This is a genomic window from Pseudomonas sp. AA-38 (genome assembly GCF_029457475.1).
In the GTDB taxonomy this organism is placed as follows: Bacteria; Pseudomonadota; Gammaproteobacteria; order Pseudomonadales; family Pseudomonadaceae; genus Aquipseudomonas.
The window spans coordinates 2,713,743-2,727,377 of the sequence record NZ_CP120359.1; the positions used below are offsets into that span (position 1 = coordinate 2,713,743).

11 protein-coding genes and 3 tRNA genes are annotated in these 13,635 nt (G+C 61.7%); 1 reads left to right on the forward strand and 13 read right to left on the reverse strand.

The window, feature by feature from the left end; genetic code table 11:
* Positions 1–72: 72 nt before the first annotated feature.
* From lon to PVE35_RS12385, 7 genes are all read right to left on the reverse strand, one after another.
* Positions 73–2,469, reverse strand: coding sequence for an endopeptidase La (gene lon, locus PVE35_RS12355; protein ID WP_268183789.1), 2,397 nt, complete (start codon positions 2,467–2,469; stop codon positions 73–75).
* Between the two features lie 150 nt (positions 2,470–2,619).
* A complete protein-coding gene (gene clpX / locus PVE35_RS12360) occupies positions 2,620–3,900 on the reverse strand; it encodes an ATP-dependent Clp protease ATP-binding subunit ClpX (protein WP_268183787.1) in 1,281 nt (426 codons plus the stop codon).
* Between the two features lie 107 nt (positions 3,901–4,007).
* Positions 4,008–4,649 (reverse strand): ATP-dependent Clp endopeptidase proteolytic subunit ClpP, encoded by a 642-nt coding sequence (clpP, locus tag PVE35_RS12365; protein WP_268183785.1) that lies wholly within the window; start codon positions 4,647–4,649, stop codon positions 4,008–4,010.
* A gap of 94 nt (positions 4,650–4,743) precedes the next feature.
* Positions 4,744–6,054, reverse strand: a complete 1,311-nt coding sequence (tig, locus tag PVE35_RS12370) for a trigger factor (protein WP_277374811.1) — start codon at positions 6,052–6,054, stop codon at positions 4,744–4,746.
* 125 nt (positions 6,055–6,179) lie between these two features.
* A tRNA-Leu gene (locus PVE35_RS12375) sits at positions 6,180–6,264 on the reverse strand.
* 55 nt (positions 6,265–6,319) lie between these two features.
* Positions 6,320–6,395 (reverse strand) — tRNA-His (locus PVE35_RS12380).
* 37 nt (positions 6,396–6,432) lie between these two features.
* Positions 6,433–6,509: transfer RNA gene (locus tag PVE35_RS12385), tRNA-Arg, on the reverse strand.
* A 270-nt stretch (positions 6,510–6,779) separates the two neighbouring features.
* On the opposite strand from PVE35_RS12385, the gene folD reads away from it, so the two are divergent.
* Positions 6,780–7,634: a bifunctional methylenetetrahydrofolate dehydrogenase/methenyltetrahydrofolate cyclohydrolase FolD gene (folD, locus tag PVE35_RS12390; RefSeq protein WP_268183781.1), complete on the forward strand. Its 855-nt coding sequence runs from the start codon at positions 6,780–6,782 to the stop codon at positions 7,632–7,634.
* 60 nt (positions 7,635–7,694) lie between these two features.
* On the opposite strand, the gene PVE35_RS12395 is transcribed toward folD, so the two are convergent.
* Genes PVE35_RS12395 through PVE35_RS12420 form a run of 6 tightly spaced genes read right to left on the reverse strand, consistent with a single transcriptional unit; the run spans position 7,695 to position 13,634 of the window.
* Positions 7,695–9,437: an ABC transporter substrate-binding protein gene (locus PVE35_RS12395; RefSeq protein WP_268183779.1), complete on the reverse strand. Its 1,743-nt coding sequence runs from the start codon at positions 9,435–9,437 to the stop codon at positions 7,695–7,697.
* Between the two features lie 51 nt (positions 9,438–9,488).
* The gene (locus PVE35_RS12400; RefSeq protein ID WP_268183777.1) at positions 9,489–9,761 is read right to left on the reverse strand and encodes a DUF2160 domain-containing protein; all 273 of its coding nucleotides are present in this window, start codon (positions 9,759–9,761) and stop codon (positions 9,489–9,491) included.
* 12 nt (positions 9,762–9,773) lie between these two features.
* Positions 9,774–10,574, reverse strand: a complete 801-nt coding sequence (locus tag PVE35_RS12405) for a carbohydrate ABC transporter permease (protein WP_268183775.1) — start codon at positions 10,572–10,574, stop codon at positions 9,774–9,776.
* A gap of 8 nt (positions 10,575–10,582) precedes the next feature.
* A complete protein-coding gene (locus PVE35_RS12410; protein WP_268183774.1) occupies positions 10,583–11,446 on the reverse strand; it encodes a sugar ABC transporter permease in 864 nt (287 codons plus the stop codon).
* Positions 11,443–12,540, reverse strand: coding sequence for an ABC transporter ATP-binding protein (locus PVE35_RS12415; RefSeq protein WP_277374812.1), 1,098 nt, complete (start codon positions 12,538–12,540; stop codon positions 11,443–11,445). Before PVE35_RS12415 ends, PVE35_RS12410 begins: the two co-directional genes overlap by 4 nt.
* Complete coding sequence (locus tag PVE35_RS12420) at positions 12,540–13,634, reverse strand: ABC transporter ATP-binding protein (RefSeq protein ID WP_277374813.1); 1,095 nt, start codon at positions 13,632–13,634, stop codon at positions 12,540–12,542. Before PVE35_RS12420 ends, PVE35_RS12415 begins: the two co-directional genes overlap by 1 nt.
* Between the last annotated feature and the right edge of the window lies 1 nt (position 13,635).

Consider the following 13,635-nt stretch of genomic DNA (forward strand, 5'->3'; position numbering starts at 1 on the left):
GGATAGCCTGCTGACGCAATAAGAGCCGCTTTATAACAAGGGCTCAAAAAATGTGTCAAGGAAGCCACCCCACTAATGCGTGCTGATTCGCTCCTTGGAATCAGACTCGCGTTTGTCATCCGTTGCAACCATCTCGGGAGCCGCATCGGGCAAGGGCTCCGGCGCGTATTGCAGCGCAATTTGCAGGACCTCGTCAATCCATTTAACGGGTTTAATCTGCAGATCTTGTTTAATATTTTCCGGAATTTCCTTCAAATCGCGCACGTTTTCTTCCGGGATGATCACAGTTTTGATCCCCCCGCGATGCGCCGCGAGAAGTTTTTCCTTGAGCCCACCGATGGCCAGCACCTGACCGCGCAGGGTGATCTCACCGGTCATGGCCACATCAGCCCGCACCGGAATCTGCGTCAGCGCCGACACCAACGCGGTGCACAAGCCGATGCCCGCGCTGGGGCCATCCTTGGGCGTGGCGCCTTCCGGCATATGGATGTGAACGTCGCGCTTCTCGTTGAAATCGGCGGCGATCCCCAGGCTTTGCGCCCGGCTGCGTACCACCGTCATGGCGGCCGTCATGGACTCGGCCATGACATCCCCCAGCGAGCCAGTCTTGATCAGATTGCCCTTGCCCGGCACCACGGCCGTCTCGATGGTGAGCAGCTCGCCACCCACCTGCGTCCAGGCCAGGCCGGTCACCTGACCGATCTGATCCTGCTGCTCGGCCAGGCCATAGCGGTGCTTGCGCACGCCGAGGAAATGCTCCAGGGAATCGGCCGTGACCATCACCTGGAAGCGTTTCTCCTTGGCATGCTCCTTCACCGCCTTGCGGCACACCTTGGCGATCTGCCGTTCCAGGCTGCGCACACCGGCTTCACGGGTGTAGTAGCGAATGATGTCGCGAATCGCCGCCTCCTCGAACTCCAGCTCGCCCTTCTTCAGGCCATTGGCCTTGATCTGCTTGGGCGCCAGGTACTTGATGGCGATGTTGACCTTCTCGTCCTCTGTGTAGCCCGGCAGACGGATGATTTCCATACGGTCCAGCAGCGGGCCGGGAATGTTCATCGAGTTGGCGGTGCAGAGGAACATCACGTCCGACAGGTCGTAATCGACCTCCAGGTAGTGATCGTTGAAGTTGTGATTCTGCTCCGGGTCGAGCACCTCGAGCAGCGCGGAGGCAGGGTCGCCGCGCATGTCCTGGCCCATCTTGTCGATTTCGTCGAGCAGGAACAGCGGGTTGCGCACGCCCACCTTGGTCATCTTCTGGATCAGGCGGCCGGGCATGGAACCGATGTAGGTACGGCGGTGGCCGCGAATCTCGGCCTCGTCACGCACGCCGCCCAGGGCCATGCGCACGAACTTGCGGTTGGTGGCGCTGGCGATGGACTCGGCCAGCGAGGTCTTGCCCACACCGGGCGGGCCGACCAGGCACAGCACCGGGCCCTTGAGCTTCTTCACCCGCTTCTGCACGGCGAGATACTCGAGGATGCGCTCCTTGACCTCTTCCAGACCGTAGTGGTCGGCATCGAGGATGCTCTCGGCACGGGCCAGATCCAGGCGTACCTTGCTCTCGGCCTTCCACGGCACGTTCACCAGCCAGTCGATGTAGGAGCGCACCACGGTGGCCTCGGCAGACATCGGCGACATCTGCTTGAGCTTGTTCAGCTCGGCATTGGCCTTGGTCAGCGCCTCCTTGGACAGGCCGGCGTTGTCGATGCGCTTGCGCAGCTCGTCGAGTTCGTTGTGGCCCTCGTCGATGTCGCCCAGCTCCTTCTGAATGGCCTTCATCTGCTCATTCAGGTAGTACTCGCGCTGGCTGCGCTCCATCTGCTTCTTCACGCGGCCACGGATGCGTTTTTCCACCTGCAGCAGGTCGATCTCGGCATCCAGCAAGGCCAGCACGTGCTCGACGCGCGCCGACAGCGAGGTGATCTCGAGGATTTCCTGCTTCTGCTCGATCTTCAGCGCCATGTGCGCGGCCATGGTATCGACCAGGCGGCTGGGCTCATCGATGCTGTTGAGCGAAGACAGCACCTCGGCCGGCACCTTCTTGCCCAACTGCACGTACTGCTCGAACTGGCTCAGCAGGCTGCGAGTGAACACTTCCGACTCGCGCTCGGCGGTGTCGCTTTCCTCGATCAGTTGCACTTCGGCACGGCAGTGCTCTTCGCACTCGAAGATGCGCTCGATGACGCCGCGCTGCTCCCCCTCGACCAACACCTTGACGGTACCGTCGGGCAGCTTGAGCAACTGCAGAACAGTGGCCACGGTGCCGACACGATAGAGATCCTCGTCACCCGGATCATCGACCGCCGGATTCTTCTGGGCCACCAGCAGAATCTGCTTGTCGCCCGTCATCGCTGCCTCCAGGGCTTCGATGGATTTCTCGCGCCCGACGAAAAGCGGGATGACCATGTGCGGATAGACCACTACATCGCGCAATGGCAGGAGAGGCAATTCGATGGTTGTCTTCATGATTTCGGCTCAGCAGCGGCCCAAGGGCCGTAAACAGGCGGGATTACCCTTGGCTTTTAAGATGGGGGTAGCTCCCGTAAAAAACAAGCACAATGTCCAGAAAAGCGAAGGGGCCCTGAGGCCCCTTCTTTGCATCGGGTAACAACGCGATCAGGCGTCCGGCGCAGCCTTGGCCTGGGGCTCGCTGCTCTCGTAGATCAGCAGCGGCTTGGAGCTGCCGTCGATGACGCTCTCATCGATCACCACCTTGCTCACGTCCTGCTGGGACGGGATCTCGTACATGGTGTCGAGCAGAATGCCTTCGAGGATCGAACGCAGGCCACGGGCACCAGTCTTGCGCTCCAGCGCCTTCTGCGCCACGGACTTGAGCGCATCGGAGCGGAACTCCAGATCCACGCCTTCCATCTCGAACAGCTTGGCGTACTGCTTGGTCAGCGCGTTCTTCGGCTCGGTGAGAATCTGCACCAGGGCCGCTTCGTCCAGCTCTTCCAGAGTGGCGATCACCGGCAGACGACCGACGAACTCAGGGATAAGACCGAATTTGACCAGATCGTCCGGCTCCACTTCACGCAGAGACTCGCCGATCTTCTTGCCTTCCTGCTTGCTGCGCACTTCCGCGCCGAAGCCGATGCCGCCCTTGGTGGAACGGGCCTGAATGACCTTTTCCAGGCCAGCGAAGGCGCCGCCGCAAATGAACAGGATGTTGCGCGTGTCCACCTGCAGGAATTCCTGCTGCGGATGCTTGCGCCCGCCCTGCGGCGGAACCGAGGCCACGGTGCCCTCGATCAGCTTGAGCAGCGCCTGCTGCACACCCTCACCCGATACGTCACGGGTGATCGACGGGTTGTCCGACTTGCGCGAGATCTTGTCGATCTCGTCGATGTAGACGATACCCATCTGGGCCTTCTCGACATCGTAGTCGCACTTCTGCAGCAACTTCTGAATGATGTTCTCGACGTCCTCACCCACGTAACCGGCTTCGGTCAGAGTGGTGGCATCAGCGATGGTGAATGGCACATTGAGCAGGCGCGCCAGGGTTTCGGCCAAGAGCGTCTTGCCCGAGCCGGTCGGGCCGATCAGCAGGATGTTGCTCTTGCCCAGCTCGACGTCGTCTTTCTTGTCGCGCTGGTTGAGGCGCTTGTAGTGGTTGTACACCGCTACCGACAGCACCTTCTTCGCACGCTCCTGACCGATCACGTACTGATCCAGGATGCCGCTGATTTCCTTGGGTGCCGGAAGTTTGTGCGCGTTGCTCTCGGCCTGCGCTTCCTGCACCTCCTCGCGGATGATGTCGTTGCACAGGTCGACGCATTCGTCGCAGATGAAGACGGAGGGACCGGCGATCAACTTGCGCACTTCGTGCTGGCTTTTGCCGCAGAAGGAGCAATAAAGCAGTTTGCCGTTGTCCTCACCGTTACGAGTATCAGTCATTCGATCAATCCAATACGGTAGGCTTGAAACACAAGATGAAGGCAAATGCGGGCATTTTCAAGGGCGCCGGTGGCGCCAATGGCGGATGCCCGCTGCCGATGCCTCATCTAGACAGGCATTTGACGCTTTTCATGCACAGCGTCAACGATACCGTACTCCATGGCGCGCGAGGCGCTCATGAAATTGTCGCGGTTGGTGTCACGCTCGATGGTTTCCAGGCTCTGGCCGGTGTGGTGGGCCAGCAACTGGTTCAAGCGCTCACGAATGAAGAGGATTTCCTTGGCGTGGATCTCGATGTCCGAGGCCTGGCCCTGGAAGCCACCCAACGGCTGGTGGATCATCACGCGCGAGTTCGGTAGACAGAAGCGCTTGCCCTTGGCGCCACCCGCCAGCAGGAAGGCGCCCATGCTGCAGGCCTGACCGATGCAGGTGGTGGACACGTCCGCCTTGATGAACTGCATGGTGTCGTAGATGGCCATGCCAGCGGTCACCGAGCCACCTGGTGAGTTGATGTACAGGTGGATGTCCTTGTCCGGGTTCTCTGCCTCCAGAAACAGCAACTGGGCGCAGATCAGGTTGGCCATGTAGTCCTCGACCTGGCCGACCATGAAGATCACCCGCTCCTTGAGCAGGCGGGAATAGATGTCGTAGGCACGCTCGCCACGAGCGGATTGCTCGATGACCATTGGCACCAGGCCGCCAGCGGCCTGGATTTCAGGCATGTTTTGCATAAAAGGATTGCGGGACATGTCTTGCGCTCACTCCCTAATAGTCATGTCTCAAATACGCATAAGCCAGCACGGAGGCTGGCTTATGGTGGTGTACTCGAACGAGGTGACGCGATCAGTCGGCTTTCGGGGCTTCCGCCGGCTTGACTGCATCTTCGTAGGAAACCGCTTTGTCGGTCACGTTGGCCTTCTGCAGAACAGTATCTACAACTTGCTCTTCCAGTACAACCGAACGCACTTCGTTCATCTGCTGGTCGTTCTTGTAGTACCAAGCCACCACTTGCTCAGGCTCCTGGTAGGCCGAGGCCATTTCCTCGATCAGCTCACGCACGCGAGCCTCGTCCGGCTTGAGCTCGAACTGCTTGACCACTTCGGCGACGATCAGGCCCAGCACGACGCGACGCTTGGCCTGCTCCTCGAACAGCTCGGCAGGCAGTTGGTCGGGCTTGATGTTGCCGCCGAACTGCTGAACGGCCTGTACGCGCAGACGATCCACTTCGTTGCTGATCAGCGCTTTCGGCACTTCCACCGGGTTGGCAGCCAGCAGGCCGTCCATTACCTGGTTCTTGACCTTGGACTTGATGGCCTGACGCAGCTCGCGCTCCATGTTCTTGCGAACTTCGGCACGGAAGCCTTCCAGACCGCCTTCCTTGATGCCGAACAGGGCGAAGAACTCGTCGTTCAGCTCAGGCAGTTGCGGAGCGGACACACTGTTCACGGTGACGGTGAACTCGGCGGTCTTGCCGGCCAGATCGAGGTTCTGGTAGTCCTCGGGGAAGGTCGGGTTGATCACGCGCTCTTCACCAGCCTTGGCGCCGACCAGGGCATCCTCGAAGCCAGGGATCATGCGACCGGAACCCAGCACCAGTTGAGTACCCTTGGCGCTGCCACCCGCGAAGGCTTCGCCGTCGATCTTGCCAACGAAATCGATGTTCAGTTGGTCGCCATTCTCGGCAGCACGCTCGACGCTCTCGAAATGGGTGTTTTGCTTGCGCAGGATGTCCAGCATGTTGTCGACGTCGCTGTCGACCACTTCGGCCTGCAGGCGCTCGATGGCGATGCTGTCGAGGCCTGTCACCTGGAATTCCGGGAACACCTCGAAGGTAGCGACGTATTCCAGATCCTTGCCCTTCTCGAAGGACTTCGGCTCGACGGCCGGGGCACCAGCCGGGTTCAGCTTCTGCTCGACCACGGCCTCATAGAAGGTGGCCTGGATCAGGTCGCCCAGAGCTTCCTGACGCGCGGCATCTTCGTAACGCTGGCGGATCACGCTCATCGGCACCTTGCCGGGGCGGAAGCCAGGAACCTTTACGCGACGGGCAGTCTGTTGCAGACGCTTGTTGACTTCGGTCTCGATGCGCTCGACGGGTACGCCGACGGTCATCCGGCGCTCAAGAGCAGAAGTGCTTTCAACAGAAACTTGCATGGATATTCCTCGTTGCACAGACACAAGCCGGCTCAGGCCGGCCCCGATTCAAGGCCAAGCATTCTAGAGGGTCGATATGAAGAAGTCACCCTAGAAGCAGGCGGCAATCGGGGGGATTTGTAAGATGGTGCGGACGGAGAGACTCGAACTCTCACACCTTGCGGCGCCAGAACCTAAATCTGGTGTGTCTACCAATTTCACCACGTCCGCGCGGTTTGCAGCTTAAAACAAAAACGCCAGGCTTTGGGCCTGGCGCTTTGGAATATGGGGTGGACGATGGGAATCGAACCCACGACACCAGGAGCCACAATCCTGTGCTCTACCAACTGAGCTACGCCCACCATATTGCATTGCTTGCTCAAATTGCCCGAACGCCAATGGCGCACCCGGCAGGACTCGAACCTGCGACCATCCGCTTAGAAGGCGGATGCTCTATCCAGCTGAGCTACGGGCGCTTATCCATCCGCTAGCGCAGACTTAGAAGCTTTCGACTAGCACCTTGCCACGAGGGCTTGGCGCTTGCCGTCTCACCCAGCGAGTGGCTGTTCCTGAGAAGCGGGGCGAATGTTATAGACGCCCCCCACCCTCGTCAACAGAAATTTTCAAAAAAGTTCAGCTATATAAAGGAGTTACGCGAAAACCATGGCAGGCGCCTTTGCCCCAGTGAGCGCCCATGCGAGAATGCGCGTCCTTTTTTCATCCCTAATTAATGGTTAACCAGCGCAATGACCGCACAACTGATCGACGGCAAGGCGATCGCCGCCAGCCTCCGCCAGCAGATTGCCCAACGTGTCGCCGAACGCCGCCAGCAAGGCCTTCGCGCGCCAGGCCTGGCCGTGATCCTGGTCGGTACCGATCCTGCCTCCCAGGTCTATGTGTCACATAAACGCAAGGATTGCGAAGAAGTCGGCTTCCTCTCCCGTGCCTACGACCTGCCGGCTCAGACCAGCCAGGCCGACCTGCTCGCGCTGATCGACGAGCTCAATGAAGACCCGACCATCGACGGCATTCTGGTGCAACTGCCGCTGCCCGAACACCTGGACGCCTCGCCGCTGCTCGAACGCATCCGCCCGGACAAGGACGTGGACGGCTTCCACCCCTACAACATCGGCCGCCTGGCCCAGCGCATGCCGCTGCTGCGCCCCTGCACGCCCAAGGGCATCATGACCCTGCTGCACAGCACCGGCGTCGATCTCTATGGCCTGCATGCCGTGGTGGTGGGTGCCTCGAATATCGTCGGCCGTCCGATGGCCTTGGAACTGCTGCTGGCCGGTTGCACCGTGACCGTCACCCATCGCTTCACCAAGGATCTAGCCCAGCATGTCAGCCAGGCCGACATAGTCGTCGTGGCCGTGGGCAAGCCTGGCCTGGTCAAGGGCGAGTGGATCAAGGAAGGCGCCATCGTCATCGATGTCGGCATCAGCCGCCAGGAGGATGGCAAGCTGGTGGGCGACGTGACCTTTGATGCCGCCCTGCCCCGCGCTGGCTGGATCACTCCAGTGCCGGGCGGTGTCGGCCCGATGACCCGCGCCGGCCTCTTGGAAAATACCCTGCACGCGGCCGAGCACCTGCATCAATAAGCAGAGATGCACAACGAACAACGGCACCCGAGGGTGCCGTTGTCGTTTCTGCCTGATCGATTACTTGCGCGCCTGCTCCCAGGACTTGAGCAATTCGTCGTAGGCGATGGTCTCGCCCTTGGGCTTCTCATTGGCCAGCTTGGGCTTGGGCGCACCCGGCTGGTCGAACCAGTACTGCGGGTCACGCGGCTCGTTCAGCTTCGGCCCGCACTCGCCCAATACGCCGGAACGCTCCAGACGGCCGAGCATGGTGTCCTGCGCGGCAGCCAGGCCATCGAGCGCCTGTTGCGGGGTCTTGTCGCCACTGGCGGCCTCGGCAATGAACTGCCACCAGAGCTGGGCCAGACGCGGGTAGTCCGGCACGTTGGTGCCGGTCGGCGTCCACTGCACGCGCGCCGGGCTGCGGTAGAACTCCACCAGACCGCCGAGCTTGGGCGCCACGTCGGTCATGGCCTGGGAGTTGATGTCCGACTCGCGGATCGGCGTCAGGCCCACCAGGGTCTTCTTCAGCGACACGGTCTTGGAGGTGACGAACTGCGCGTAGAGCCAGGCGGCCAGGCGCTGCTTCTCCGGGGTGGACTTGAGGAAGGTCCAGGAACCGGTGTCCTGATAACCCAGCTTCATGCCCTCCTCCCAGTACGGCCCCTTGGGCGACGGCGCCATGCGCCACTTGGGCGTACCGTCCTCGTTGACCACCGGCAGCCCTGGCTTGGTCATGTCGGCGGTGAAGGCGGTGTACCAGAAGATCTGTTGGGCGATGGCGCCCTGCGCCGGCACTGGCCCCGCTTCGGAGAAGGTCATGCCCTGCGCCTCCGGCGGTGCGTACTGGCGCATCCAGTCAACGTATTTCTGCGTGGCGAACACGGCCGCCGGCCCGTTGGTATCACCACCGCGGGCGACACTGGAACCCACCGGGCGGCAGCCTTCGACGCGGATGCCCCACTCGTCCACCGGCAGGCCGTTGGGCAGGCCCTTGTCGCCGCCACCAGCCATAGAGAACCAGGCATCGGTGAAGCGCCAGCCCAGCGACGGATCCTTCTTGCCATAATCCATGTGGCCATAGACGCGCTGGCCGTCGATCTCCTTGACGTGTTTGGAGAAGAACTCGGCGATGTCCTCGTAGGCCGACCAGTTGACCGGCACGCCCAGCTCGTAGCCGTAGATTTCCTTGAACTTGGCCTTGAGTTCCGGGCGCTCGAACCAGTCGGCGCGGAACCAGTAGAGATTGGCGAACTGCTGGTCGGGCAGTTGATAGAGCTTGCCGTCCGGCCCGGTGGTGAAGGAAATGCCGATGAAGTCTTCGAGATCCAGGGTCGGTGAAGTGAAGTCCTTGGCCTCACCCTTGATCATGTCACTGATGGCCATGGCCTTGCCGTAGCGCGCATGGGTGCCGATCAGGTCGGAGTCGTTGACCCAGCCGTCGTAGATGTTGCGATCCGACTGCATCTGCGTCTGCAGCTTCTCCACCACATCACCTTCCTGCAGCAGGTCGTGCTTGAGCTTGATGCCGGTGATCTCGCTGAAGGCCTTGGCCAGCACCTTGGACTCGTACTCGTGGGTGGTGATGGTTTCCGACACCACACTGATATCCATGCCGCGGAACGGCTCGGCGGCCTTGATGAACCACTTCAGTTCTTCGAGCTGCTGCTCGGGCGTCAGGGTCGAGGGGTTGAATTCCTCGGCGATCCATTTCTTCGCGGCCTCTTCATAGGCATCCGCCCAGGCCGCACCGCTCAAACCGGACAACGCCAGCAAGGCGGCCAACGCCATGCTATGTCGGGTCTTGTTGTTATTGTCGAACATAGAGACCTCCATCTCGGGATTTGGGGAGAGGCACACCGGCAACAGCCCGGCTCAGCCCCAGCGCATGACTGCGCACAACCACAACAGCGATAGCAGCGAGGCTATCCACACGCTCCAGTCGGTCACGCCTATCACCAGCAAGTGCAGATAGGCGCTACCGAGCAGACCGATGAACAACCGATCACCCGGGGTGGTGGTGATCGGCAGAAAACCCTTGCGCTCGACGCAGGGCCAGCGCAATTCCACCAGCGTCATGCCGGCCAGCAGCACGGCGATGCCGACGAAGAACAGTGCGGTCGGTAGAGTCCAGGCCATCCAGCTCATGATGTACCTCCCTTACACGCGGCCGAGGGCGAAGCCCTTGGCCACATGGTTGCGAACGAACCAGATCACCAGCATCCCCGGCAGGATGGTGAGTACCCCAGCGGCAGCCAGCACGCCCCAGTCGATGCCCGAGGCGGACACGGTACGGGTCATCACCGCGGCGATGGGCTTGGCCTCCACCGAGGTCAGGGTGCGCGCCAGCAGCAGCTCCACCCAGGAGAACATGAAGCAGAAGAAAGCCGTGACGCCGATGCCGGAACGGATCAGCGGAATGAAGATCTTCACGAAGAATTTCGGGAAGCTGTAGCCGTCGATATAGGCCGTCTCGTCGATTTCCTTGGGCACGCTGGACATGAAGCCCTCCAGGATCCACACCGCCAGCGGCACGTTGAACAGGCAGTGCGCCAGCGCCACGGCGATATGGGTGTCGAACAGGCCGATGGACGAATACAACTGGAAGAACGGCAGCAGGAACACCGCTGGCGGCGCCATGCGGTTGGTCAGCAGCCAGAAGAACAGGTGCTTGTCGCCGAGAAAGCGATAGCGCGAGAAGGCATAGGCTGCCGGCAGCGCCACGCTGAGCGAGATCAGGGTGTTGAGGCTGACGTAGTACAGCGAGTTGAGGTAGCCCTCGTACCAGCTGCGGTCGGTGAAGATCACCCGGTAGTTGTCCAGAGTGAAACTCTGCGGCCACAGGCTGAGCCCACCGAGAATCTCGGTGTTGCTCTTGAACGACATGTTCAGCAGCCAGTAGATGGGCACCAGCATGAACAGGAAGTAGATCAGCAGTGCCAGACGTTTGCGCAGCATCATGGTCGGCCTCAGCGGGTTTTGTCGTCGTGGGTCATGGCGGTGTAGAACAGCCAGGACACCAGCAGGATGATGAGGAAGTACACCAGCGAGAACGCCGCCGCCGGGCCCAGGTCGAACTGGCCGATGGCCATTTGAGTCAGGGTCTGGCTGAGGAAGGTGGTGGCGTTGCCAGGCCCGCCGCCGGTCAGCACGAAGGGCTCGGTGTAGATCATGAAGCTGTCCATGAAGCGCAGCATCACCGCGATCAGCAGCACGCTTTTCAGCTTGGGTAGCTGGATATGGCGGAACACCGCCCAGTTCGAGGCACGGTCGATGCGCGCCGCCTGATAATAGACGTCGGGAATGGCGCGCAGCCCGGAGTAGCACAGCAGCGCCACCAGCGACGTCCAGTGCCAGACATCCATGACCAGCACCGTCACCCAGGCATCCATGGTGTTGGCGGCGTAGTTGTAGTCGAAGCCCAGCGCGTTCAACGCCCAGCCCATCAGGCCGATGTCGGCGCGGCCGAATATCTGCCAGATGGTGCCCACCACGTTCCACGGGATCAGCAGCGGAATGGCCATCAGGATCAGGCACAGCGAGGCCCAGCGCCCGCGCGTCGGCATGCACAGGGCGATGGCGATGCCCAGTGGAATCTCGATCAGCAGCACGCAGGCGGAGAAGATGAACTGACGCAGCAGCGAGTCGTGCAGGCGCGGGTCCTGCAGCACCTGGCGATACCAGTCGACGCCGACGAAGTAGCGGGTGGCCGGGTCGAAGATGTCCTGCACCGAGTAGTTGACCACCGTCATCATCGGCACGATGGCGCTGAAGGCCACCAGCAGGAACACCGGCAGCACCAGCCACCAGGCCTTGTTGTTCTGTACCTTCATGGCGCCACCTCCACCAGATAGTCGTCGGCGTAGAGCATCAGCCACTGCGCCGGAAAGCTCAGGTACACCTGCTCGCGCGGCACGGGCTGATCCTCCTGCAGGCGCGCCTTGAGCACCTGACCATCGAGGTCGAAGGTGAGAATCTTGTAGGTGCCGAGATCCTCGACGTGCAGCACCCGGCCACACAACGCATCGTCATAGGCGCCGTCCCAGACGTGCACGAACTCGGGCCGAATGCCCACCTGCAGGCGCTTGCCGTCCAGTTCGGCGAGGCGCTGGTTGAGCGCGTCGGAAAGCGGCAGCACGGTATCAGCGAAACGCACCCCGCCCTCGCAGCGCTGCACATCGATCAGGTTCATCCCCGGGCTGCCGATGAAGTAGCCGACGAAGGTGTGCCCGGGGCGCTCGAACAGCTCGCGCGGGGTGCCGAACTGAACGATCTGCCCGCCGTACATCACCGCGATCTTGTCGGCGAAGGTGGAGGCCTCCAGCTGGTCGTGGGTGACGTAGACCATGGTGATGTTGAACTGCTCGTGGATCTGCTTGAGCTTGCGCCGCAGTTTCCACTTCAGGTGCGGGTCGATCACCGTCAGCGGCTCGTCGAAGAGAATCGCCGACACGTCGTCGCGCACCAGGCCGCGGCCCATGGAGACCTTCTGCTTCTCGTCGGCAGTGAGGTTGCGCGCCTTCTTGTGCAGCAGCGGGTGCAACTCCAGCACCTCGGCGATCTCGTGCACCTTGCTCATCACCCGCGCTTCGTCCATGCCCTGATTGCGCAGCGGAAAGGCCAGGTTGTCGAACACCGTCATGGTGTCGTAGACCACCGGGAACTGGAAAACCTGGGCGATATTGCGCTCTTGGGGCGACAGCGTATTGACCGCCTTGCCGTCGAACTGCACCTCGCCCTGCGACGGGCTGAGCAGGCCGGAGATGATGTTGAGCAACGTCGACTTGCCGCAGCCCGACGGCCCCAGCAGCGCGTAGGCGCCGCCCTGCTGCCAGACGTGGTTCATCTCGCGGATCGCGTAGTCTTCCGGCGCTTTCGGCGTGCCGCTGTAGCTGTGCGCCAGGTTGTGCAAACGAATCTCGGCCATCAGGCAGCCCTCCCCTGACGGCGACTGGGCGCCTGCACCAATTGCCCATCGGCGGCGAAGACGAACAGTTTGTGGGTGGGGATGTAGATCAGGATCGGCGTATCCACCGCGTACTCGTGCACCCCTGGCAGGTGCAGCACCAGCACGAACTGCTCGTTGCGTACATGCAGGAAGGTTTCCGAGCCGCTGATCTCGGCCAGCTCCACGGTTACCGCCAGCTCCAGATCATCGTCATTGGATGGCACCAGGCCGATATGGCTGGGGCGCACACCGAAGCGATATTCACCCTCGTCGATGCCGCGCAGATCGGGGTTGAGCGGAAAATGCACGCAATCGGCGAAACTCACCTCAGTGCCACTGATGCGTCCAGGTAGCAGGTTGATCGCCGGCTCCGAGAACAGCTCGGCGGCCAGCATCTGCTGCGGACGGTGGTAGACCTCGGCAGTCTTGCCGCTCTGCACCACCCGGCCTTCATGCAGGATGGTGGTGGTGCCGCCCAGGGCCAGCGCCTCGTTGGGCTCGGTGGTGGCATAGACGGCAATGGTGTGGCGCGCCTGGAACAGCTCGCGCATTTCCTGGCGCAGTTCTTCACGCAGCTTGTAGTCGAGATTGACCAACGGTTCGTCGAAGAGAATCAGCGAGGCGTCCTTGACCAGCGCCCGCGCCATGGCGGTGCGCTGCTGCTGGCCGCCGGACAGCTCCAGCGGGTAGCGCGACAGCAGCTTGTCGATGCGCAACATGCGCGCCGTGGCCTCGACCTTCTCGACGATCTGCGCCTTGGCCATACCGGCCTGGCGCAGTGGCGAGGCGATGTTCTCGAACACCGTCAGGGTCGGGTAGTTGATGAACTGCTGATAGACCATCGACACATTACGCTGGCGTACCGGCACGCCGGTCACGTCGGCGCCGTTCATCAGCACGCGGCCGCTGCTGGGCCGATCCAGCCCGGCCATCAGGCGCATCAGGCTGGTCTTGCCGGCCAGGGTACGACCGAGCAGCACGTTGAAGGAGCCCGGTTCAAAACTCAGGCAGGCATCGTCGATATGCACCTGGCCGTCGACGATACGGGTGACGTGTTCGAGCTTGAGCGACATG